We start from the raw sequence: 22,652 nt of genomic DNA, 5'->3' as shown, positions 1-22,652 counted from the left end.
CGTTGCGCCACGCCACGACGGCCGCATCGCTTCTGGAGGTCAGAACCGCACCACGGCCTGCGCCTTGACCAGCACCTTCTGCCCCCCGGCGGTCACGGTGAGGTCCACCCGGGCGGTGCGGGCCTCGGCGTCGAGCGCCCCGATGGCGCCGGAGACGGTGATCTCGGTGCCCGGGGCGTCCGCGGGGTTGCTGCCGTCCGGGTCCTCGACGACGACGGGCTTGGTGAAGCGCGTCTGGTAGTCGACGACGGCGGCCGGGTCCCCGCACCAGTCGACGACGAGCTGCACGGCGGCGCCCATCGTGAACATGCCGTGGGCGATGACGCCGGGGAGGCCGACCTGTTCGGCGAAGCGCCCGTTCCAGTGGATGGGATTGAAGTCGCCGCTCGCCCCGGCGTAGCGGACCAGGTCGGCGCGGTTCACGGCGACGACGGCCTCGCCGATGCCCTGACCGGCCTCGAGGGTGGAGAAGTCGATGGCGGTCATGTCCTAGTCCTCTCCCCGCACGAGCAGCGAGGACACCGTGGTGGCCACGGGCTCGCCGGCGGTCGTGGCGATCTCGGCGCGGGTCGTGATCATGGCCCCGCCGCCCATGGCGCGGACCTGGTCGACGTGCAGCTCGGTGACGAGCTCGTCGCCGGCCACGATGGGGCGGTGGTGGGTGAAGCGCTGGTCGGCGTGGACGACGCGGGAGAAGTCGATCCCGGACTCCGGGTCCTCGATGAGCTGCGCGTCGGCGCGCTGGGCGATGATGACGGCGAAGGTCGGCGGGGCGACGACGTCGGCGTGGCCGAGCGCGGCGGCCGCGGCCGGGTCGCTGTGGGCCGGGTGGATCGCCTTGACGGCGGCCGCGAACTCGCGGATCTTCTCGCGTCCGACGACGTACGGCTCGCCGGCCGGGTAGCTGCGCCCCTTCAGGGCGGGGTTGATGCTCATGGCGGTCCTCGGGATTCTTCGGTGGTGGGCCTGCCTCCAACCCTAGGCCACCGCCCCGCCTGTCCCCTAGCCGCGACGACCCGCGTTGACCGCCCCGCCGCGTGCCATATGATGAATTCGTCATACCGCGAAGGGAACCCGATGAAGCTCGCCCCCGGCCAGGCCCCGTTGTACGAGGTCAAGGCCAACCTCTTCAAGGCGCTCGCCCATCCGGCCCGCATCCGCGCGCTCGAGCTCCTGAGCGCCGATCCGGCCGGAACGCTCACGGTCTCGGAGCTCCTCGAGCGCATCGAGATCGAGCCGAGCCACCTCTCCCAGCACCTGCGCGTCCTCCGCCGCCACCGCGTGGTGGTCTCGGAGCGCCGCGGCAGCCACGTGCACTACGCGCTGGCCCATCCCGGGGTCGCCGAGCTGCTGGCGATCGCCCGCCGCTTCCTCCTGGACTCCCTCGAGGCGGAGGAGGCGGAGCGGGCCGCGGCCCTCCTGGGCGCCCCGGAGCTCCCAGGAGGGCACGACGCCGGAGCCCCGGCCCCGGGGGCCGGCGCGGCCCGGAGAACGGGGGCTGCGGAGACCGGCAGGGCGTGGCCGGCGGACGCGGCCGGCCCCCGGCCGGCGGGGGCCGCGGGATGAGCTGGGCGGGGGCTGCGGCGTCCTACGCGGGCCGCTTCCTGCCGCGGCGCGACGACTACGCGGAGCTGGGCACCTCCTGGCGGCCCGATGTCGCCGCCGGCCTCACGGTCGGCATCGTCGCACTGCCGCTCGCGCTCGCCTTCGGCGTCTCCTCCGGCGTCGGCGCCGCGGCCGGGCTCGTCACGGCCGTCGTCGCCGGGATCGTCGCGGCCGTGTTCGGCGGCTCCCACGTCCAGGTCTCCGGCCCCACGGGCGCGATGGCCGTCATCCTCGCCCCGATCGTCGCCGTGCACGGCGCCTCGAGCGTGGCCCTGCTGAGCCTCATGGCCGGCCTCGTCGTCCTCGCGCTGGGGCTGAGCCGGCTCGGCCGCGCCGTCGCGTTCATCCCCTGGCCCGTCGTGGAGGGCTTCACGCTCGGCATCGGCGCCATCATCTTCCTGCAGCAGGTCCCGCTCGCCACCGGCACGCAGGTTGAGGCGGGGCAGAACACGGCCGTCGCCGCGTGGCACGCGGTCGCCGGCGCGCAGTGGCCGGAGGCCGGACTGGGGCTCGCGCTCGTGGTCGGCGTCGCCGCCGTCATGCTGCTGCTCCCCCGCCTGCACCCCGCGCTCCCGGCGAGCCTCATCGCCGTCGTCCTGGCCACCCTCGTCGCGGAGGCCGCCGCCCTGCCGGTGGCCCGCATCGGAGCGCTCCCGGACTCCCTGCCCGCCCCGGGCCTTCCCGCCGTCACTTCGCAACTGCTCTCCGAGCTCGCCGGTCCCGCCCTCGCGATCGCCGCGCTCGCCGCGATCGAATCGCTGCTCTCCGCCCGCGTCGCCGCAGGCCTCGCCGGCCCCTCCGGTGCCACGACGGGCCCGTACGATCCCGACCGCGAGCTCGCCGGCCAGGGCCTCGCCTCGATCGCCTCGGGGCTCTTCGGCGGCATGCCGGCCACCGGGGCGATCGCCCGCACGGCCGTCAACGTCCGCAGCGGCGCGAGGACCCGCGCCTCGGCGATCGTGCACGCGCTGCTGCTGCTCGTCGTCGTCTACGCCGCCGCGCCGCTCGTGTCCAGGATCCCGCTCGCCGCGCTCGCCGGGATCCTCATGGTCACCGCGACCCGCATGGTCTCCCGGCACACGGCCGCCTCCATCCTGCGCTCCTCGCGCGCCGACGCCGCCCTCTTCGTGGTGACCGCGTTCATCACGGTGGCGTTCGACCTCATCGAGGCGATCCAGATCGGCGTCCTCGTCGCCGCGTTCTTCGCGCTGCGCTCCGTGGCGCGGCTCTCGGGCGTCGCACGGGAGGAGATCGGCGGGGAACCTGTGCCCGGCGATGAGAGGATCGCGGTCTTCCGGCTCGAGGGCTCGATGTTCTTCGGCGCCGCCGAGCGGATCCTGCAGGAGATCTCCAGCGTGCGCGGCGTCGAAGTCGTGGTGCTGCGGCTGTCCCACCTGCGGATGCTGGACGCGACGGGTGCCCACACGCTCGCCGAGATCATCGGCATCCTGGAGCGGCGCGGGATCACCGTACTCATCAAGGGGATCAAACCCGAGCACGTGCGGCTCGCGGACACGGTAGGCGTCGTGCGGGCCCTGCGCCACTACAAGCACCGCTTCGACGAGCTGCCGCCCGCGATCGAGCACGCGCGCTCGCACGTGCGGCGCAACGCGGAAGCGCGGGAGGGCGGGGACGCGTAGGAGTTCCGGACGGACACGACGCCGGGGCGGCCGGGCGCCGTCGTCGCGCCCCGCGCCACGGAGGCGGGCGCTCAACAGCGGGGCGGCCAGGCGCCCGCTTCCGCCGCCGGACCGCCTAACGCCGGGGCGTGGGCGGGTTGTCCCTGCGGAAGGTCTTCACATCGCGGCCGCGGACCACGAGCCCGACGACGTGCAGGACCACGCCGGTCAGCAGGATCCCGACGGCGGTGTACATGAGGGAGCGGTTCCCGCCGGCCGCGCCCACGACGGCCAGGACGATCCCCAGCAGCGACAGGGACATGGAGGCCACGACGAGCTTCTTGTACAGCGGGGAGGCGGCGTCCCACGGGGTCGTGATCATGCCGTCCATCCTATCGGCGCGCGGCGCCGGCCCCGCACTCCTGGTCTGGTCTGCAGATCCTGCAGTGCACCACGGCCCCGGGCCCTCAGGATCTGCAGACCAGAGCGGGCGTTCTGGACTCGCGGGCTAGAAAAGGGAGTCCTGCACGGCCGGGGCCTCGCTCGCGGCCCGCGTCCAGGAGATGCGCCGGCCCTTGAGCACGGAGGCGTCCGCGACGAACGGCGCCGCCAGGCCGTCGAGACCGAGTTGGAGGCCCTGGCCGATGACGCCGGTGACCGTGAAACCGTGGGTCCCGCCGTCGAGGCGGTGCGGATAGGCGTGCTGTCGCCCCGCGCCCCACGCCGCCACGACGGGTTCCGCGGCCGACGGCAGGATCCAGTCCTCGTCGAACGGCGCCGCCTCGATGCCCGCGTCGGCGAGGACGCCGGCCAGGAACTCCCGGACCCGTGCGGTCCTCTCGCGGTGCGCGGCGGCCAGCGCCCCGGCGTCGTACTCCGCCCCGGCGGCCGAGGCGAGCCCCGCCGCCTTGCCCGCGGCGCGCACCGCCTGGCCGAGCCCGCACTCCCGCGTGACCGCGTCCTCGAGGACCCGCACCGTGCGCCCGTCGGCGGCGAGCGCCACGTAGCTTGCCACGACGGCGCCCTGCTCGGCGAGGCGGCGCCACTTGCCCGGCGCGGCCGCCGTCCCGACCTTCGCCGCGCCGTGGGCGAAGCCGGCGACGTAGAGCCAATGCGGCTGCATGAGGTAGTCGCGCAGCCCCGGCGGGGCCTGGCCCGAACGGTGGAAATCATGGATGAGCCGGGTCTGATCGCGGCCGAAGCACGGGCCGCACTGGGTGCCGCGCTCCGCCGCCGCGCCCGTCGGACAGGGGTGGTGCGTGCGCTCGGTGCGGGACTCGACGCTCGTGTGGCCGAGGCACCAGCGGCCCGGCCCCACCGTGAAGGCGAGCCGCGTGCCGGGCTCGAGCACGACGGAGTGGTCGGTGCCGTCCGCCCCGGACAGGGCGAGGCGCGGCGCGCCGTCCTGCGCCGGCCACGAGAGGCCGGCGCAGAGCAGCTGCTCAGACACGCGGCCCGTTGAGCCCGGAGGAGACGGCGGCCGCGGCCTCGAGCCACGCGTGGCGCGTGGCCGGGCGCAGCGCCTCAAAGCGGATCTGGCCCTTCACGAGCGACGGGTCGTACGGCACCGTGACGACCGCCCGGGCGAGCCGGCGGAAGCCGTAGGCGATCCGGCCCAGCTGCTCCCGGCTGCCGCGCTGCTCGTGCTGGCTCACGACCACGACGGCGTTGCGGGCCAGCTCCGCGTAGTGCCCGCCGCGCTGAGCGAGCGCCTCGAGCAGCAGGGCACCGGCCTCCGCGTGCTCCTCCACCGTGGTGCTCGCGATGACGAGCTGGTCCGTGTGGTCGATCATCCGCATCCAGCGCTCCGCCGACTCGTCGTTTCCGGAGTCGATCACCGTGAGGGCGAAGTAGTTGGAGACGGCGGCATGGAGGACGTCGAAGTCCTTGGCGGTCAGGTGCTGCTCCGACGCCAACAGCGTAGGGTCCGTCCGCAGCACGCTGAAGCGGTCCTCCGTCTGGTAGTGGACGAACCCGTCCATGCGCTGCTCGCCGGCCGGGGCGTGCGCGAGCTCGGAGGCGGAGGCCAGCAGATCCATCGCATGCGCCTCGTGCCCGCCCTGGACGGTGCGCCAGCCCAGGGTGCCGCGGGTGCCGTTGTTGTCCCACGCGAGCACCGGCTGGCCCAGGTTGCGGCCGAACGCGGCCGCGAGGAGGACGGCCGTCGGCGTCTTATTGGCGCCGCCCTTGCCGTTGACCACCGAGATGGTGCGCGGCCGGTCCAGGCGGGCCCCGACCTGGCGCCTCCACGTGCGCTGCTGGCGCTCGCGCTCGGAGGGCTTGACGTCGAAGCCGAGACGGGCCAGCACGCCGCGCAGCCCCTGCTCCGGCGGCAGGTCGACGTCGTCGCCCTGGCGCAGGAACGTTTCGCGCTCGGTCAACGCCGGGTTCAGCTCGCGCAGTGCCCGGCGCCGGGCCTCGGGGCTGCCCAGGGTGTCGGCGGCGGGCGCGGCCGGACCGGTCGTGCCCGCGGGTGCGGGCGCGGACGGCACGGGGTCCGCGGCGGGCGGCCGTGCGGCGTCGTCGTCGGGCTGCCGCTGCGCGGCGGGCGGCTCGATCGCAGACTCGAGCGGAGCCCCGGCCGCCGTGTCGGCGTCGGCGGGGACGACCCGGCCCTGGGGCTCGAGGTCACCGTCCTCGGGGCGGCTCTCAGCGACGTCGTCGAACTCGTCGACGGCCTCCGGATCGGGCTCGACGGCCGTCCGGGCCTGCCGCAGCCGCTCGGCGGCCTCCGCGGCCCGACGCTCCTCCTCGGCGGCCTGGCGCGCGCGCCGCAGCTCCGCCCGCGTCGGAAATTCCCGGCTCGGTTCCCCCACGGCCATCAGTCCTGTTCCCTCCAGCAGTCAACACACGTCGTTCGATGCGCGGCACACACCTGCACCAGCTTAGGCGCTGAAGCGCCGGCAGAAGGCCCGCCGGGCAGCCTCCAACGCAAAGGATCCCCGGCACGGGGCCGGGGATCCTTGTTCTGTAGCGGTGCCGGGACTCGATCCCGGGACCTCACGATTATGAGTCGTGCGCTCTAACCAGCTGAGCTACACCGCCACGAATGGAAAGGGCCCGCCCCGCGTCGGGCTCTCTTGCGAGGCGACACGGACGCGGGCCTTCCATTCAGAGCCCCCCACGGGAATCGATCCCGTGACCTCAGTCTTACCAAGACTGCGCTCTACCACTGAGCTAGGGGGGCAACGGAGAAAAACTCTACCAGCATTTCGGCGCTGCACAAAAACCAAAACCGCCCCTTGTGGCCCGTGCCATAGGGGGTCCCAGCGGGCCCCGGATCGGGAGCGGCGCGGCGCGGGGATCCGGCGCCACAGGGCGGCCAGACCCTGCGCGGCGCGGAGGGAGGATCACTCGTTGCGCCACAGCATGATCCGGGCCAGCGGACGCCACTTCGGACGGAAGGCGTAGACGCAGGCCAGCCGCAACGAGGCCGACGCCGTATAGGCCTCGAGCCGCCCCGGATCCGCGCCCACCGCGTCCGACACGGAGAGCACGTGACGCCGCGCGGCGGCGGCCTCGCCGGCGTGCAGCGAGCCCTGGTCGACGCGCAGCACGAGGTGGGCCAGAAGGTTGCCGAGGTCGAGCTCACGCTCGGCGAGCGCGGCCGTGTCGAAGTCCAGCAGGCCGATCCGCCCGGTCGCCGCGTCGTAGAGCAACTGGCGCTCGTGCAGGTCGCGGTGGCAGGGAACGAGGGGCGCGGCGGCCCCGTCCTCGGCCAGTTGGCCCACAACCGACTCGACCCGGCGCTCCAGGTGCGCCCGTTCCGCGGCGTCGAGGCCGAGCGGGTCGAAGGCGGCCAGGTGCCCCGCCCAGTCGCGCAGCACGCCCGCCTCGCGCCGCGCGTCGTGCACGGCGAAGCCGCCGGGGGCCCGCTCGCCCAGGAGCCGGGGCCACGCCTGTGCCCAGGCGCCCCACGCGGCGTCCCATGCCCCGCTGCCCGCGAGGGCCGACAGCTCGCGGCCGGGCAGGGCGCTGAACACGACGTGCCCGCCGCCGTGGCCGAGCACGCGCGGCGCGCCGAGCCCCGCCCGGGCGGCGAGTCCCGCCATGGTGTCGGAGACCCGGGCGACGGCGGGCGCCTTCCCCGGGCGCAACAGCTTCCGGTAGACGGTGCCTCCCGGTTCCGCCCCGGCCGCGGCCGCGGAGCCAGCCCTTGCCCCGGCCCCGGCGCCCGGCCCGGCGTCGGCCCGTGGCCCGGCAGCGGTCTCGCGCAGGACCGCGCGGCGTCCCCAGCGGTGCACGAGCAGCCGGGCGCCGGTACCGGGGGCGGCCAAACGGGGGCCGCCCGGGGCCGGGCGCAGGCGCGGGTCCTCGCCCGCGGGCAGGACCTCGATCCGGCCGTCCCGCACGCGGCCCGCGCGCAGGCGTCCTGCCGCGTCGGCCGCGTCGAACAAGAGCGTCCCGTCGGGGCGGGGCCAGGAACGGTCGACCTCGAGCACCTCCCCGGCCACCCGGACGCTGGAGGGCAGCGCGCCGGTCCGCAGGCCCGTACGCGCGCCCGGCCCCGTCCCGCCAGAGCCCGTCCGGGGGTTCACCGCAGCCCCGCCGTCGCCGCGAGGCGGACCCGGTCCACGACCTGTTCGGCCCAGTCCGCCCGGTTCTCCCGGAAGGGCTCGACGGCCCTCAGGAGCACGTGCAGTCCCGTCCAGGCGCGGAACGCACCGACCGCGGGCCGCAAGCGGGGAGCGCCCGCGCCATAGGCGGCGAGCAGTTCCTCCGACCGCTCCGTCCCGCGGCCGGCGAGGAGCTCGGACGCCGCGAAGCAGCCCAGGTCCCATCCGGCCGGCCCCAGTGCGATCCGGTCCAGGTCGATGAACCGGATCCCGTCCGGCCCGAGCAGGACCTGGTCCGCGGAGAAGTCTCCATGGACCACGCCGTGCGTGGACCTGTGCGCGGACCCGTCGTGGCGGGCGGCGGCGTCGAGCAGCGCCCGCGCGATCCGCCCCGCGGCCTCCCCCGCGCCGGGGACTACGGTGGAGACGGCGCGGACGGCGGCCGCGGCGCGCGCGGCGGGGTCGACGTGCCGGAACGGGTGGACGGCGCTGCGGTGCAGCCGGGCGAGGGCCTCGGCCGCCGCGTGGCACGTCCCCTCGTCGGGCCCGGCGCCCTCCCCGGCCCAGTCTCCCCAGCCGTAGTGCGGATAGACGAGGGTCCTCGGGTCGGCGGATTCCCGGGGGACGAGGACGGGCACCCCCTCCCGGTGCAGCCCCGCCACGAGCTGGGCCAGGGTGGCGCCGGCGCCGCCGTGCGAGCCGTGCGGTGCCGCGGCGGTCTTGGCGACCGCCCGCTGCTCCACCCCGGCGAGGACGCCCGGCGGCAGCTCCAGGACGAGCCGGCGCCACGGGTTGTAGTTCAGGACGTGCCCGCGGGGCCCGCCTCCGGCCTCGAGGAGCCCGGCCGCCTTGAGCGCGCGGTGCAGCCTCTTGTCCTCGCCGACGGGACCGGCCAGGAGCACGTGGCCGGGGGCTCCAGGGACCTCGAGCATCGGCAGCTCGAGGCCGCGGCGCGCGGCGTGGTGGCGCAGCTTCCCGGCCTTCGCGGCGGCCCGGGGCGAGAAGCCGGCGATCCAGCGCGGACCGCCGGGGCCGTGGACGCGTCCGACGACGGAGCGGCCGGGCTTGTAGCGCAAGTGGTCGACTGGATGGCCGTCCGTGAGCGGGTCGAGGATCCCGCCGCCCGGGGCCTCGTCGAGGATCAGGCGCACGGCGGGCAGCAGGTGGGCACCGGCGGGGGCGCGACGCACGACGTCGACGCTCATCGCCCGCCTCCTTCCCGCACGGACTGCCGGGGAATCCCCGCGGGTGCCACCGCAGCCTCAGCCGCGGGCTCAGCCGCGGCGCACGCGGGCACCGCTGCGGCACCCGGGGGCTCCGCCCCGTCGTCGTCCTCCCGCTGCCGCGCCACCCACTCGGAGAAGCGGCCGTCGCCGTCGGACAGCAACTGCTCCGGGGAGCCGTCGAGGACGATCCGCCCGCGCTCCATCCACAGGATCCGGTCCGCGGCCAGGGCGGTCGCGGCATCGTGGGTGATGCTGACCGTGGTGCGCCCCTCCGCGAGGCGCTCGAGGGCGTCCAGGACGTGGCCCGCGGACTCGGGATCGAGCCCCGTCGTGGCCTCGTCGAGCACCACGACGGCCGAGTCGCGCAGCATGGCGCGGGCGATCGCGATCCGCTGCCGCTGCCCGCCGGACAGGGTGCCGCCGCGCTCGCCGACGTGGGTGTCGTAGGCGTCGGGGAACTCGTGGATGAAGTCGTGGGCGTGGGCGCGCCGGGCGGCGTCCATGATCTCCTCCTCGCCGGCGTCGAGCCGGCCGTAGCGGATGTTGTCGCGGATCGTCCCGTTGAACAGGACCGATTCCTGGGGCACGAGTCCCACGAGGGAGCGCAGCGAGGACAGCGTGATGCGGCGCAGGTCCAGCCCGTCGAGCGCCACGGTCCCGGCGCTCGGCTCCAGCAGGCGGTTCAGCAGCAGGGACAACGTGGACTTGCCCGAGCCGGACGGGCCGATCACGGCGACCTTCTGCCCGGCGGGGATCACGAGGTCCACGCCCCGCAGCACGTCCTCGCCGCCGGCGTACCCGGCGCGCACGCCGCGCAGCTCGATCCGCCCGTCGGCGCGGGCCAGGCCGCGCGATCCCGGGCCGTCGGCGATGGTGACGGGCACGTCGAGGAGGTCCGCCACGCGCTCGCCGGACGCGGCCGCGCGGGCGATCCGTCCCGTGTACTTGGCCATGTCCCGCAGCGGCTTCATGGCCGTCTTGAGGTAGGTCAGGAAGATGACCAGGTCGCCCGGCGTCATGCCGCCGTCGAGGACGCGCCAGCCGCCGCCGAACAGGACCGCGGCGGTCGCGAAGCCGACGATCACGTCGGTGCGGCGCTCGAGCCCGGCCGCGAGCCGCTTGGCCTTGACGCCGTCCTTGAGGGTCTTCTGGTTCGAGCCTGCGAAGCGGCCCTCGAGCTCGCGCTCGAGCCCGTAGGCGTGGACCACGCGCATGGCGCCGAGGCTCTCCTGGGCGATGTTCGCGAGCTGGCCCTCGCCCTTGCGCGTCTTGCGGGACGCGCCCGTGATGCTGGAGGTGCTGCCGCGGGACAACAGGGCGTAGGCGGCCGCGGCCACGACGACGACGAGCGCGAGCAGCGGGTCGAGCCAGAACATCACCCCGGCCATCGCGAGGAGCGTGACGACGTTGGCCAGCAGCGGCAGCCCCGCGGTCACGGCGACCTCCTGCAGCTTGCCGACGTCGCCGACGAGGCGCTGTACCGTGTCGCCCGTCCGGGAGCCTGCATGGAACGTGCCGGGCAGGGCCTGGACATGGGCGAACACGCGCTGGCGCAGGGACGTCGCGACGCGGGAGCCGGCGAGCGCGAACGCGATCGTGGACAGGTAGTTGCACAGGGCCCGCAGCCCGACGACCACGACGACCGCCGCAGCGCAGGCCGCGAGGAGCTGCACCGTGGCGCCGGCGATCCCGTCGCCGAGGTCCGCCCCGAGGCTGCGCGTGACGGCATCGACCACGAACTTCACGGGCCACGGTTCGAGGACGCGGAAGGCGACCTCGAACAAGAGGGCCACGACGCCTCCGGCCATCAGACGGCCGTTGCCGCCCACGTGCGGGCGGAGGATGGCGAGGGTGCGGCGGAAGGCGCGGGGCTTGTCCGCCCCGCCCTTCCCGGGGGCCGGGGGCGCCTCGCGTGTAGGGTCCGGCGCCTCCGGCGTTCCGGGGCCGGACGACGCCGGGGCCCGGCCGAGGGTGGTCCCGGCGGCATCGCGCCGGGGTGCTTCGGTGCTCATGCGGAGACCTCCTCGTCGACGATGCGCGGCGCCGCGGCCGGGAACGGATCGAGCCCGTCGAGGATGCGGTCCAGCACGCGGTCCCAGCCGTGGTGCTCCACGGCCTCGGCGCGGGCGGCCCGGGCCATCCCCTCCCGACGCGCAGGGTCGGCGGCCAGGGCGTCGAGCGCGGCGGCGAGGGCACCGGCGTCGGACGGCTCCACGAGCACCCCGGTGCGGCCGTCGTCGACGATGCCCGGCACCTGCCCGACGCGGCTGCCGACGACGGGCAGCCCCGCCGCGAGGTACTCGTAGATCTTCAGCGGCGAGAAGTAGGACTCGGCCTCGCTCGCTGCCGGGTAGGGGGCGGCCGCGAGCTCGGCGTCGCCGAGCAGCGGCCCGATCCGCTCCGGGGCGACGGCGCCCGTGAACTCGACGCGGCCCGCGGCGGCGGGACCGAGCGCCGCGGCCCGGTCCTCGAGCGCCCCGCGCAGGGGGCCGTCGCCGACGATCCGCAGGCGCCAGCGGCCGGCCGAAGCGGCCACGGCGTCGATCAGCGTCTCCACGCCGTGCCACGGCTTGAGCGTGCCGACGAAGACGACGGTCGGCACCGCGGACGGCGCGGTCCCGGTTCCGGGGCGGATCCGGTCCGTGTTGACGCCGTTGGCGACGACGCGGACGCGGTCGGCGGCCCCGGCCGGCGCGTGGCCGCGCGCCCAGTCGGCGACCGCGCCGGAGACGCAGACGGTCCGCACGGCCGCCCCGATCTGGGCGCGGGCGACCTCGAGGGCCCGGCCCTCGTGGTGGAGCTCGCGGTGCCGGCGCTGCTCGTCGATGAGCGGCGCGTTGACCTCGAGGATCCCCGGAACGCCTTGGCCGCCGAGCTCGGCGAGGACCGTGCTGAAGAGGCTGTAGCGCTCGTAGACGAGGTCGGCGCCGTCGTCAGCGATCCTGCGGGCGGCCTCCCTGGAGGCCCGGATCTGGGCCAGCTCCCGCTCGGCGGCGGGGCCGCGGCCGAGCCGGCGCTCCACGACGCGCAGCCCGTCGAGGTCCGCCGGCGGTGCGCCGCCGGTCCGCGCGCAGTACAGGGTCACGGCCGCGCCGCGGGCCCGCAGGGCGCGGACGACCTCCTGGACGTGGACGGAGGCGCCCTTGGACCCGAACACGGGGATGCCCGGATCGAGGCACACGTAGGCGACGCGCAGGCCGTCGAGGTCGCGCGGCGGCACGTCCGCGCGGCGTTCGCCGCCCGCCGGCCGCGCCGTCCGCCCCGCCACGGCAGGTCCGCGGTGGACCGCGGGGTCCGCGGCGTTGACCGCGGCGACAGGGCCGGCCGTGTCCTCGAGGCGGGCCAGGGCGCGCGCCTGCCGCGCGGAGTCGAAGCGCTCCTCGATCAAGGCCCGTGCGGACCGGGCCAGGCCGACGCGGTCGAAGTCCCCTCCGGCCGCGGCCTCCAGGGCCTCGGCCAGGGCCGGCACGTCTCCGGGCTCGAGCAGGACGCCCGTGGCCGGGCCGGCCGCGCCGTGGCGCCCGGGCACCGCGCCCAGGGCGGGACCGGCGTCGGCCACCCCTCCCGGAACTCCCGGAGCCCCTGGGTGGACCGCTTCCGGGATGCCCGTGACCGAGGTCGCGATGCAGGGCACGCCCATGGCCATGGCCTCGAGCAGGACGGTCGGCAGCCCGTCGGCATTGCCGTCGGCGCCCACGACGCACGGGGCGGCGAAGACGTCCGCCCACTCGAGGAGCGAGCGCACCTCGGCCTGCGTGCACGCGCCGAGCAGCTCGGCCCTCACGCTCCCGGCCAGCCGGGCCGCGCGGCTCCTCAGCCCGTCCTCGAGCTCGCCCTCTCCCGCGATGCGCAGCTCGGCGGGAACCCCGCGGCGTCCCAGCTCCGCGACGGCGTCGAGCAGCTGGGCGAAGCCCTTCTTCTCCACGAGCCGGCCGACCGCGGCGATCCGCAGCGGTCCCCGGACGGGCCGCGGCTCCGTGAACGGGAAGCGCTCGAGCTCCAGCCCGTTGTACAAGAGGTGGACCTTGTCGACGTGCTCCGGATAGGCCGCGGCCAGGTGCTCGAGGTTGTAGCGGCTGATCGTCACCACGTGGTGCGCCCGGCCGAGCATCCGGCCGAGCCGCCCCGCGTCGACCGACTCGTGGAAGAGGTCCTTCGCGTGCGTCGTCACCGAGAACTGGATCCCCGACATCAGCGACGCGAGCTCGGCCGTCCTGCCCGCGAGCGAGGCGAAGTGCGCGTGCAGGTGCGTGATGCCCGAGCGGACCGCGGCGGTCGCGAGGGCCGCCGCCTGGTGGACCTCGTCGGCGTCGTACCCCGACAGCTCCGGAAGCAGTCGGGCGAAACGGGCGTCGAAGCCCGGCACCGTCGCCGAGGCCTCCGCGAGCACCGCCCACCCCTCGGTGAGCTTGCGTGCCCGCGCCACGAAGCGCACGGGAGCCTTGACGCGGGCCAGCTCCGGGTGGAACCGCGTGTCGCTCGTGGGGCGCAGCGCGAAGACCTCCAGCTGCTCTCCCGCGGCCTCGCGGGCCAGGAGCTCGGTCACGATGAACGTCTCGGAGAAGCGCGGGTACACCTTGACGACGTAGCCCGTGCGGTGTGCGGTATCAGGCCGTTGCATGGAGGGGTTCCTTTCCGGTGGGGGCCAGCCGGGCCGCGGAGCGCGCGTCGGCGGCCGCGAGGCGGGCGGCGTGGGAGGCGACGGCGGCGAGGCCGTCGAGGTCGAGCCGGGATCGCGCCGCGTGCTGTGCGGCGGGGACGCCCGGCGTCGTCCCCTCCGGGAAGGCCGCTGCGACGGCGGCGGGCCGGGCCCGGGAAACGGCGGGCCCCGGCGTCGTACTCTCGGGGGGAACGGGCGCGACGGCGGCGGCGAACCAGGAGGCGAGCGCCTCCGGCGTCGCGTCCCCGGCGCGCAGGAGGTCGACGGCGCCGCTGCCGGCCAGGGCCGACGCCCGGATGAGCTGCTCGCGGCGCGGCTCCTCGCGCGGGACGACGAGGGCCGGCGTGCCCGAGCCGAGGACCTCGCAGACGGTGTTGTAGCCGCCCATCACGACGACCGCCGCGGCCGCCTCGACATAGCCGAGCCCGTCCGGCACGGAATCGACGACGCGCGTGCCCGGAGCGGCCAGCGCCTGGACGCGGCGGCGCGCGGCCGGCGGCATCTGCGGGCCCGTGACCACGAGGTGCCGGTACCCGTCCGGGATCGACGCCGCGGCCGCCGCGGCGGTCAGCGCGAAGCCGTCCGAGCCGCCGCCGACCATCGTCACGAGGAACGGCCGCTCCGTCTCGGGCGGCGACGCGCCGTGGCGTCCGAGGGACAGGTACCCGGTGAAGCGGAGCAGATCCGCGAGGTCGGGCGGGATCTCGCCGCTCGCCAGGGGATCGTGGGCCGCGGGATCGCCGTAGACCCAGAGTTCGTCGAACACGGTGCGGATTCGGTCCACGCCGATGCGGGCCCACTCCGCGGCGGCCGTCTGGGGATCGTCGAGGACCTCGCGCAGGCCGAGCACAACGCGGCAGTCCGGGTTCTCGCGGCGAAGCCTCGCGAGCGGGGCGTCGAGCTCCCCGTCGACGCCGAACGCGTGGCGGTCGACGATCATCACGTGCGGGCGGAAGGCGCCCAGCGTCCCGTCGATGAGGGAGGAACGGACGTCCATGAGGCGCCCCATCCCGACGTTGAGCGTGCGGGGCGCGTAGCGGCCGCGGCTCTTGCGGATGCCGGGCATGACCACCCAGTCCCAGCCCTCGGGGCAGGCGTACGACGTCGCGCTCCGCTCGCCCGTGATGAGCAGCCCCGAGACGCGGCGGCCCGTCGCGGCGGGGAGCCGGTCCGCGAGCGCGTGGGCGATGGCCAGGTTCCGGCGCGTGTGCCCCAGCCCCACCGAATCGTGGGAGTACAGGACCACCCTCAAGCCCGGTCCGTGCGGGTCCATGTCCATCGCTGAGCCATCCTCTCAAGCACCCCGGCCGTCCGGGACGCCCCGGCGGGGCGTCCATCCAGCCTGTGGGCCGGACATGAGCCGGACATGAAGGCCCGATGAGAGAGCTCTCATGTGGGCGGTCCGGGGGTCAGCGGGGACGGCCGAGGCCGGGCACCCTCGATGGGTGCCCGGCCTCGTGTGCCTGGTCGGCGGCGGACGCCGCCGTCGTCGTCGTGCCTAGTAGCTGCGGCTGCGGCCGCCCTCGAAGCCCCGCGAGGAGCTGCGCGGCTTGCGCGAGCCGCCGAAGCCGCCGCGGTCGCCACCGGTGCCGCGGTCCTTGCGGAAGCCGCCGCGGTCTCCGCCGAACTCGCGGTCGCCACGGTCTCCGCCGCGCTCGCCGCCACGGCCCGAGTCGAAGCCACGGTCCTTGCGGTAGCCGCCACGGCCGCCGGCGTAGCCGCCGCCCTCGCGGTCGCTGCGCGGCTTGCGCCCGGAATCGAGCTCGAGGTTGATCAGCTCGCCGCCGATCCGCGTGCGGGACAGGGCCTGCCACTGGTCCTGGCTCAGCTCGGCCGGGAGCTCGACGAGGGTGTGGTCGGCGCGGATGTCGATCCCGCCGATCTGGGCGGAGCTGAAGCCGCCCTCGTTCGCCAGGGCGCCGACGATCGAGCCCGGCATCACGCGCTGGCGGCGGCCGACGGCGATGCGGTACGTCGCGTTGCCCTCGGTCAGCGGGCGGGACGGGCCGCGGGAGCCGAAGCCGTCCTTGGCGCCCTTGGACATGCGGGCCTGCTTGGCCGGCGGCACCGGGAGCTCCTCGAGGAGCAGCGGGCGGCCGCCCTGGGCCATGTGCGCCAGCGCCGCGGCGATCTCGACCGCCGTGACGTCGTGGTCGGCCTCGTACTTCTCCACGAGCCCGCGGAAGACGGTCAGGTCCTCGGCGGAAAGGGTCTCGGTGATCCGCTCGGCGAACTTCTCGAGGCGCTTGTCATTGACGGACTCGACGCTCGGAAGGTGCATGAGCTCGACCGGCTGGCGCGTGGCCTTCTCGATCGCGCGCAGCAGGTACTTCTCGCGCGGGGTCATGAACAGGATCGCGTCGCCGGTGCGGCCGGCACGGCCCGTGCGGCCGATGCGGTGCACGTAGGACTCGGTGTCGTGCGGGATGTCGTAGTTCACGACGTGGCTGATGCGCTCCACGTCGAGGCCGCGGGCGGCGACGTCGGTCGCGACGAGGATGTCGATCTTGCCGGCGCGGAGGTTCTCGACGGTGCGCTCACGCTGCTGCTGCGGGATGTCGCCGTTGATCGCGGCGGCGCGGAATCCGCGGGACTTGAGCTTGTCGGCGAGGTCCTCGGTGGCCATCTTGGTGCGCACGAACGCGATGACGCCGTCGAACTCCTCGGCCTCGAGGATGCGGGTCAGGGCATCGAGCTTGTGCGGGCCCATGACCTGGACGTAGCGCTGGCGGATGTTCTTGCCCGTGGTGGTCTTGGACTTGACCGAGACCTCCTGCGGATCGCGCAGGTACTGCTTCGCGATGCGGCGGATCGAGGACGGCATGGTGGCGGAGAAGAGGGCGACCTGCTTCTCTTCCGGGGTGGCCTCGAGGATCTTGTCGACCTCCTCGGCGAAGCCCATGCGCAGCATCTCGTCGGCCTCGTCCAGGACCACGTACTGCAGGCCGGAGAGGTCGAGGGAGCCCTTGTTGATGTGGTCGATCACGCGGCCGGGCGTGCCGACGACGACCTGGGCGCCGCGGCGCAGGCCGTTGAGCTGGGGGCCGTACGGGGAGCCGCCGTAGACGGGCAGGACGGTGAAGTCGCCCATGTGCTTGGCGTAGGAGGTGAAGGCCTCGGCGACCTGGAGCGCGAGCTCGCGGGTCGGGGCGAGGACCAGGACCTGGGTGTTGCGGGCGGGGCCGTTGAGGTCCGCGAGCTCGGCCATCTTGGACAGGGCCGGAATGGCGAACGCGGCGGTCTTGCCGGTGCCGGTCTGGGCCAGGCCCACGACGTCGCGGCCGGAGAGCAGCAGCGGGATGGTGGCGGCCTGGATCGGGGACGGCTTCTCGTAGCCGACGTCGGTCAGCGCGGCCAGGACGCGGCCGTCGATCCCGAGGTCGGTGAAGCGGACGGTCTCCTCCTCCGGGGCGTTCTCGGTGGAGGTGGTGTCGGTCGTGTTTTCGGACATGTCTGAAGACATGGGGATATACCTCATTCATAGGGGCGGATCAGCGTCCGCTCTTTCGAGCGGGATCCGCGGCACATTCGGACTCAACGCCGTAAGTTCCGGTGCTCCCCTATGAAAAACCACCCGCTTGGCGGGTTCACACACGATGAGCTCTTGCCTCAAGAATTGGGCAGGATGCGAGGGAGCCGGAGATCGGCGAACACTTAAGTCTAACGGACGCGCCGCCCCGGGGCCGACCCGGGGCCTGTGCGCTTGCGCACACCGCCGACTCCTACGGGCCCGCGCCCTCCCGGGACGACCCGTGCGGCCGGCGGGCCAGGAGCGCGGGCGGGGCCCCGGCGTCGTCCTGCTACCGCGCCCGGAGCACGTGCCGGGAGCGGGCAAGGATCTTCTCCGGCAGGACCCACTCGCCTCCCTCGTGCCCGGCGAGCAGCCGCCCGGCGTCCTCGGGCGAGGGCCCGGTGAAGAAGCTCCGGACCGTCACCCCGTGCGCGGGGCGGTGCACGACGGCGATGCCGTCCCCCGCACCCGCCTTCCCCTTGCGCACGACCTTCAGGTAGCAGCCCGTGTCGGCGCGCTCCGTGAAGCGGACGACCCACCGCTCCTCCCCCAGCCGGCGGGCGAACGTCGCGCACGGGGTGCGGGGCATCGTGACCTCGAGCTCGGCGGTGCCGATCCGCCACCGTTCGCCGATCACGGCGTCGGAGACGGGCATCCCGGACACACGCAGGTTCTCTCCGAAGAGGCCCGGCTCGATGCCGCGGCCCAGCTCCTCACCCCAGCGGGCGGCTTCCTCCTCCGAGTACGCGTACACGGCCTGGTCTGGCCCTCCGTGGTGGGCCCGGTTCGCCTGCACGTCGGCATGGAGCCCGAGCGGGCCGAACTTCACGGGACCCTCGACCGGGCGCTTGTCGATCGCCGTCACGCCGACCGATCCCCGGTCCGGCAGCAGCTGGTGGACGCGGCAGACGGCCACAAGGCGGCCCGAGTCGAGGGGTTCCATGGGGTCCATGCTAGCGGCGCCCGGTAGGCTGGACGGCGTGAAGAACCTCCCCGGAACATTGCGCGGCGCCGTGTGGTGGTGGGGCGTCCTCGCGGCGGCCTGCCTGGCCCTGTCCGCGGCGACGATCACGAACTTCGAGCTGTCGACGAACGCCGAGCGCGTCGGGCTCGTGACGCTCTCGATCGCCCTCGGCGTCCTGGCGCTGCTGATCGGCTGGGGCGCGTGGCAGCTGGCCCGCGGACTCCTCGCCGGGCGTGGACTCCTGACGACCTTCGGGCTCATCGCGGGGATCCCCCTGCTGATGCGCGGACCCCGCCTCGGCGTCCTCGCCGTCGGCCTCCTGATCGGCGTCCTGCTGCTGTGGCTTCCGCCCAGCATGGCCTACTTCAAGGAGCAGTCCCGCCAGGCCCGCGCGCTGCGCAAGGCCGAACGCCGCCAGGCGCGGCAGGCCCGGGGGCGCTAGCCGGCGCTGTGCGCTGCGCGAACAGTGACGATTTCATCGGGCCATGACAATAAAACGTCATGCCCCAGCTAAAACGTCATGCTTCGGACGATCCTCCCGGCTGGTGACCGGCGGGTAGGGTCGGGATATCCGAACCACTCGAGAGGACCCCGCCATGACCCTGCTCGCCATCACCAACGCCCACGTCGTCCCGATCGAAGGCGAACCCTTCGACGGGACGGTCGTGGTGCGCGACGGCGTCATCGCCGCCGCCGGGCCCGACGCCGCCATCCCGGACGGGTCCGAGGTCCTCGACGCGGGCGGGCAGTGGCTCCTGCCGGGCTTCGTCGACGCCCACGTGCACCTCGGGATGCATCCCGAGGGCGAGGTCGGATCCACCGCGGACGTGAACGAGATGACGGACCCCATCATGGCGGCCGTCCGCGCGATCGACGCCGTGGACCCGTTCGACCCCGGCTTCGACGACGCCCTGGCCGGCGGCGTGACGACCGTGAACGTCAATCCCGGCTCCGGCAATCCGGTCGGCGGGCTCGCCGTGGCGATGCATACCCACGGCCGCTACATCGAGGAGATGGTGTTGCGTTCCCCCAGCGGCCTGAAGTCGGCCCTGGGCGAGAACCCCAAGCGCGTCTACGGGGAGAAGAAGCAGACCCCCTCGACCCGGCTGGGCACGGCGATGGTCATCCGCAAGGCGTTCATCGAGGCCCGGAACTACATGGCCAAGGCGGACCCCGACGCCGTGGACCCGAAGCTCGAGGCGCTCGCGATGGTGCTGCGCGGCGAGATCCCGTGGCGCCAGCACTGCCACCGCGCCGACGACGTGGCCACGGCCCTGCGCCTGGCCGACGAGTTCGGCTACGAGCTGGTCCTGGACCACGGAACGGAGGCGCACGTGCTCGCGGACGTCCTGGCCGAGCGCGGCGTGCCGGTGCTGATCGGCCCGCTGTTCACGACCAAGTCCAAGGTGGAGCTGCGCGGGCGCTCGCTCGCCAATCCGGGCCGGCTCGACGCGGCGGGCGTGGAGATCTCCATCATCACGGACCATCCCGTGATCCCCATCCACTTCCTCGTCCACCAGTGCACGCTCGCGGTGAAGGAGGGCCTGGACCCCGTCGCGGCCCTGCGCTCGATCACCATCAACCCCGCGCGCGTCCTGGGCCTCGCGGAGCGGATCGGCTCGATCGAGGTGGGCAAGGATGCCGACCTGGTGCTGTGGTCCGGGGACCCGTTGGACGTGATGCAGCGGGCGCTGCGCGTCTTCATCGGCGGGCGCCAGGTCATGGAGTACGACGCCGGCGCCCGGCTTCCGCGCGTCGCTCCCCGGACGGCCGCGTAGCCGGGGGCGTGTCCCCCGGGTCGGCCGCGGCCGCGCGGCGGTTCCGGCCGACGCCGGATCTGACGTCCTCCCGTCGGCGAAGCGGCCCGGCGGGGGCCGGGCCGCCCTACAGCCGGGCGAAGGCCTGCTCGAGGTCGGCGATGAGGTCCCCGACGTCCTCGATGCCGCAGGAGAGGCGCAGGAGGTTCTCCGGCACGGCCAGCTCGGTGCCCTTGACGGAGGCGTGGGTCATCTCGGAGGGGTAGTTCATGAGCGACTCGATGCCTCCGAGCGATTCGGCCAGCGTGAAGACGCGCGTGGACTCCGCGACCGCGCGCGCCGCCGCCTCCCCGCCCGCGAACTGGACGGAGACCATGCCGCCGAAGCGCTTCATCTGCGCCTTGGCGAGCTCGTGGCCCGGGTGCTCCGGGAGGCCCGGGAAGAGGACCTTCTCCACCTCGGGGCGGCCCAGGAGCCACTCGGCGACGGCCTGGGCGTTGTCCGAATGGCGGTCCATCCGCACCCCGAGGGTCTTCAGGCCGCGCGTCGTGAGGAAGGCGTCCATCGGCCCGTTCACGGCGCCGGCGGCGAACTGCAGGAAGCCGATCTTCTCGGCCAGGTCCGCGTCCTTGACCACGACCGCCCCGCCGACCACGTCGGAGTGCCCGCCGATGTACTTGGTGGTGGAGTGCACCACGATGTCCGCGCCCAGGTCCAGCGGCTGCTGCAGGTAGGGCGTCGCGAAGGTGTTGTCGACGACCAGGAGGGCCCCGGCGTCGTGCGCGATCTTCGCGACGGCGGCGATGTCGGAGATCTTCATCATGGGGTTCGACGGCGTCTCGAGCCACACGAGGCGGGTCCGGTGCGCGGCGACGGCCGCGGCCGTCGCATCGAGGTCCGCCATGTCGACGGGGGTGTTGCCGATCCCCCACTCGCCGAAGATCCGCGAGATCAGGCGGTAGGTGCCGCCGTACGCGTCGTTGCCGAGCACGATGTGGTCGCCCGGACGGGTCAACGCCCGGATGAGCGAGTCCTCGGCGGCCAGGCCGGAGGCGAAGGTGAAGGCATGGGTGCCGTTCTCGAGCGCGGCGAGCTGCTCCTGGAGCGAGTCGCGCGTCGGGTTGGTGCCGCGCCCGTACTCGTAGCCGTTGCGCAGCCCGCCGATGCCGTCCTGAGCATAGGTCGTGGAGAAGTGCACAGGCGGGACCACGGCCCCGGTATGCGGCTCGAACGCCTGGCCGGCGTGGATGGCACGGGTATTGAATCCCTGGTTCTGGGAGGTCATCGTCGGTCCCTTCAGTGGGTCAGGTAGTTCAGCAGGTCGTGGCGGGTCAGGATGCCGACGGGCTCGCCGTCGCGCGTGACCATGAGCGCCTCGGCGTCCTGGAGCTTGGCGCGCGCGGCGGTCATCCCCTGCTGGGCGCCGATGAGCGGCAGCGGCGCGCCGACGTGGGCGTCGATCGCGTCGGAAAGCGAGGCCTCGCCCTTGAACAGCTTGGAGGTCAGGGTCCGCACGTCGATGCTGCCCACGACCTCACCCAGGCGGACGGGCGGCTCCTTGGACAGCACGGGCAGGCAGGAGACCCCGAACTCGTTCATCACGTCGATCGCGTCCCGCACCGACTCGGCCGGGTGGGTGTGGATCAGGTCGGGCAGCCCGCCGGACTTGGCGCGCAGGGCGTCCTCGACCGTGCCGCCCTCGTGCTCGGCGATGAATCCGTAGGACTTCATCCACTCGTCGTTGAAGATCTTGGCCAGGTAGCCGCGCCCGCCGTCGGGCAGGATGACGACGACGACGGCGTCGGCCGGCAGCTCCCGCGCGATCCGCAGGGCTGCGACGACGGCCATGCCGGAGGAGCCGCCGACGAGCAGGCCCTCCTCCTCGGCGAGGCGGCGCGTCATGGCGAACGCCTCGGCGTCGGTCACGGGCAGGACCTCGTCCGGGACGGAGGGGTCGTAGTTGCCCGGCCACATGTCCTCGCCGACGCCCTCGACGAAGTAGGGCCGGCCGGTGCCGCCGGAGTAGACGGAGCCGTCCGGGTCGGCGCCGATCACGCGCACGGGGCCGCCGGGGCGGTCCGCGGAGACCTCCTTGAGGTAGCGGCCCGTGCCGGTGATGGTGCCACCCGTTCCCGCGCCGATCACGACGTGGGTCACGGCGCCCTCGGTGTCGTTCCAGATCTCCGGGCCCGTGGTCTCGTAGTGGCTGGCCGGGGCGGCCGGGTTGGAGAACTGGTCCGGCTTGTAGGCGCCGGGGATCTCCCGCACGAGCCGGTCGGAGACGCCGTAGTAGGACTCGGGCGAGTCGGGGGCGACGGCGGTCGGGGTCACGACGACGTCGGCGCCGTACGCGCGCAGGACGTCGCGCTTCTCCTCGCCCACCTTGTCCGGGGTGACGAAGACGGTCTTGTAGCCCTTCATCTGGGCCACGAGGGCCAGTCCGACGCCGGTGTTCCCGGAGGTCGGTTCGACGACGGTGCCGCCGGGCTTCAGTTCGCCCGACTTCTCCGCCTCCTCAACCATCTTCAACGCGATCCGGTCCTTGATCGAGCCGCCGGGGTTGAGGTATTCGAGCTTGGCGAGGACGGTGGCCTGGAGGCCTTCGGTGACCTGGTTGAGCTTGACGAGCGGGGTGTTGCCGATCAAGTCGAGGACGGACTGCGCGTATTTCATGCCGTGAACTCTACCGCCGGGCCCCGTCGAAACGGGTACCGGGCGCAACCTCCGTACACACGCACGGCACCCCGCGGCGGC

General features: G+C 74.2%; 18 protein-coding genes and 2 tRNA genes. 4 read left to right on the top strand and 16 right to left on the bottom strand.

Annotation, left to right across the window (positions count from 1 at the left end):
- Positions 1-39 precede the first annotated feature (39 nt).
- Both ACQ3I4_RS10255 and ACQ3I4_RS10250 read right to left on the bottom strand, forming a co-directional pair.
- On the bottom strand, positions 40-486 hold the full coding sequence (locus tag ACQ3I4_RS10255) for a MaoC family dehydratase (protein ID WP_329860672.1): 447 nt from the start codon (positions 484-486) through the stop codon (positions 40-42).
- A 3-nt stretch (positions 487-489) separates the two neighbouring features.
- On the bottom strand, positions 490-936 hold the full coding sequence (locus ACQ3I4_RS10250) for an FAS1-like dehydratase domain-containing protein (RefSeq protein ID WP_430633509.1): 447 nt from the start codon (positions 934-936) through the stop codon (positions 490-492).
- 141 nt (positions 937-1,077) lie between these two features.
- Here ACQ3I4_RS10250 and ACQ3I4_RS10245 point away from each other — a divergent pair, with 141 nt between their 5' ends.
- Entirely contained in the window at positions 1,078-1,566 is a 489-nt protein-coding gene (locus tag ACQ3I4_RS10245) for a metalloregulator ArsR/SmtB family transcription factor (RefSeq protein WP_430633508.1), read from the top strand.
- A complete protein-coding gene (locus ACQ3I4_RS10240) occupies positions 1,563-3,245 on the top strand; it encodes a SulP family inorganic anion transporter (protein WP_430633507.1) in 1,683 nt (560 codons plus the stop codon). Before ACQ3I4_RS10245 ends, ACQ3I4_RS10240 begins: the two co-directional genes overlap by 4 nt.
- Before the next feature lie 115 nt (positions 3,246-3,360).
- Here the strand turns inward: ACQ3I4_RS10240 and ACQ3I4_RS10235 are convergent, their stop codons facing one another.
- The 12 genes from ACQ3I4_RS10235 to ACQ3I4_RS10180 form a co-directional block, all read right to left on the bottom strand.
- A complete protein-coding gene (locus ACQ3I4_RS10235) occupies positions 3,361-3,606 on the bottom strand; it encodes a hypothetical protein (RefSeq protein ID WP_430633506.1) in 246 nt (81 codons plus the stop codon).
- Positions 3,607-3,732: 126 nt separating this feature from the next.
- Positions 3,733-4,674, bottom strand: coding sequence for a DUF2797 domain-containing protein (locus ACQ3I4_RS10230; RefSeq protein ID WP_430633505.1), 942 nt, complete (start codon positions 4,672-4,674; stop codon positions 3,733-3,735).
- Entirely contained in the window at positions 4,667-6,046 is a 1,380-nt protein-coding gene (locus tag ACQ3I4_RS10225) for an ATPase (protein ID WP_430633504.1), read from the bottom strand. Before ACQ3I4_RS10225 ends, ACQ3I4_RS10230 begins: the two co-directional genes overlap by 8 nt.
- A gap of 149 nt (positions 6,047-6,195) precedes the next feature.
- A tRNA-Met gene (locus ACQ3I4_RS10220) sits at positions 6,196-6,269 on the bottom strand.
- Positions 6,270-6,339: 70 nt separating this feature from the next.
- Positions 6,340-6,411, bottom strand: a tRNA-Thr gene (locus ACQ3I4_RS10215).
- A gap of 163 nt (positions 6,412-6,574) precedes the next feature.
- Positions 6,575-7,678 (bottom strand): phosphotransferase, encoded by a 1,104-nt coding sequence (locus ACQ3I4_RS10210; RefSeq protein WP_329860678.1) that lies wholly within the window; start codon positions 7,676-7,678, stop codon positions 6,575-6,577.
- 80 nt (positions 7,679-7,758) lie between these two features.
- Positions 7,759-8,985: a hypothetical protein gene (locus ACQ3I4_RS10205; RefSeq protein ID WP_329860679.1), complete on the bottom strand. Its 1,227-nt coding sequence runs from the start codon at positions 8,983-8,985 to the stop codon at positions 7,759-7,761.
- Complete coding sequence (locus ACQ3I4_RS10200; protein WP_329860681.1) at positions 8,982-11,018, bottom strand: ABC transporter ATP-binding protein; 2,037 nt, start codon at positions 11,016-11,018, stop codon at positions 8,982-8,984. Before ACQ3I4_RS10200 ends, ACQ3I4_RS10205 begins: the two co-directional genes overlap by 4 nt.
- On the bottom strand, positions 11,015-13,627 hold the full coding sequence (locus tag ACQ3I4_RS10195) for a glycosyltransferase (protein ID WP_430633503.1): 2,613 nt from the start codon (positions 13,625-13,627) through the stop codon (positions 11,015-11,017). The genes ACQ3I4_RS10200 and ACQ3I4_RS10195 overlap by 4 nt, the downstream gene beginning before the upstream one ends.
- The gene (locus ACQ3I4_RS10190; RefSeq protein ID WP_430633502.1) at positions 13,614-14,945 is read right to left on the bottom strand and encodes a glycosyltransferase family protein; all 1,332 of its coding nucleotides are present in this window, start codon (positions 14,943-14,945) and stop codon (positions 13,614-13,616) included. The genes ACQ3I4_RS10195 and ACQ3I4_RS10190 overlap by 14 nt, the downstream gene beginning before the upstream one ends.
- A 219-nt stretch (positions 14,946-15,164) precedes the next feature.
- Complete coding sequence (locus tag ACQ3I4_RS10185) at positions 15,165-17,117, bottom strand: DEAD/DEAH box helicase (protein WP_430633501.1); 1,953 nt, start codon at positions 17,115-17,117, stop codon at positions 15,165-15,167.
- Positions 17,118-17,466: 349 nt separating this feature from the next.
- The gene (locus ACQ3I4_RS10180; RefSeq protein ID WP_430633500.1) at positions 17,467-18,120 is read right to left on the bottom strand and encodes an MOSC domain-containing protein; all 654 of its coding nucleotides are present in this window, start codon (positions 18,118-18,120) and stop codon (positions 17,467-17,469) included.
- 37 nt (positions 18,121-18,157) lie between these two features.
- Here ACQ3I4_RS10180 and ACQ3I4_RS10175 point away from each other — a divergent pair, with 37 nt between their 5' ends.
- The gene (locus ACQ3I4_RS10175) at positions 18,158-18,583 is read left to right on the top strand and encodes a hypothetical protein (RefSeq protein ID WP_430633499.1); all 426 of its coding nucleotides are present in this window, start codon (positions 18,158-18,160) and stop codon (positions 18,581-18,583) included.
- A 154-nt stretch (positions 18,584-18,737) separates the two neighbouring features.
- The gene (locus tag ACQ3I4_RS10170) at positions 18,738-19,919 is read left to right on the top strand and encodes an amidohydrolase (RefSeq protein ID WP_430633498.1); all 1,182 of its coding nucleotides are present in this window, start codon (positions 18,738-18,740) and stop codon (positions 19,917-19,919) included.
- A 106-nt stretch (positions 19,920-20,025) separates the two neighbouring features.
- Here the strand turns inward: ACQ3I4_RS10170 and ACQ3I4_RS10165 are convergent, their stop codons facing one another.
- Positions 20,026-21,183 (bottom strand): cystathionine gamma-synthase, encoded by a 1,158-nt coding sequence (locus ACQ3I4_RS10165; RefSeq protein WP_430633497.1) that lies wholly within the window; start codon positions 21,181-21,183, stop codon positions 20,026-20,028.
- An 11-nt stretch (positions 21,184-21,194) separates the two neighbouring features.
- Positions 21,195-22,571 (bottom strand): cystathionine beta-synthase, encoded by a 1,377-nt coding sequence (locus tag ACQ3I4_RS10160; protein WP_430633496.1) that lies wholly within the window; start codon positions 22,569-22,571, stop codon positions 21,195-21,197.
- Positions 22,572-22,652 lie beyond the last annotated feature (81 nt).

Source organism: Zafaria sp. Z1313 (assembly GCF_050563205.1).
Classification (GTDB): Bacteria; Actinomycetota; Actinomycetes; order Actinomycetales; family Micrococcaceae; genus JAZDCJ01.
Note: the sequence above shows the minus strand (reverse complement) of the source record. Positions and strands in the feature narration are given on the sequence as shown.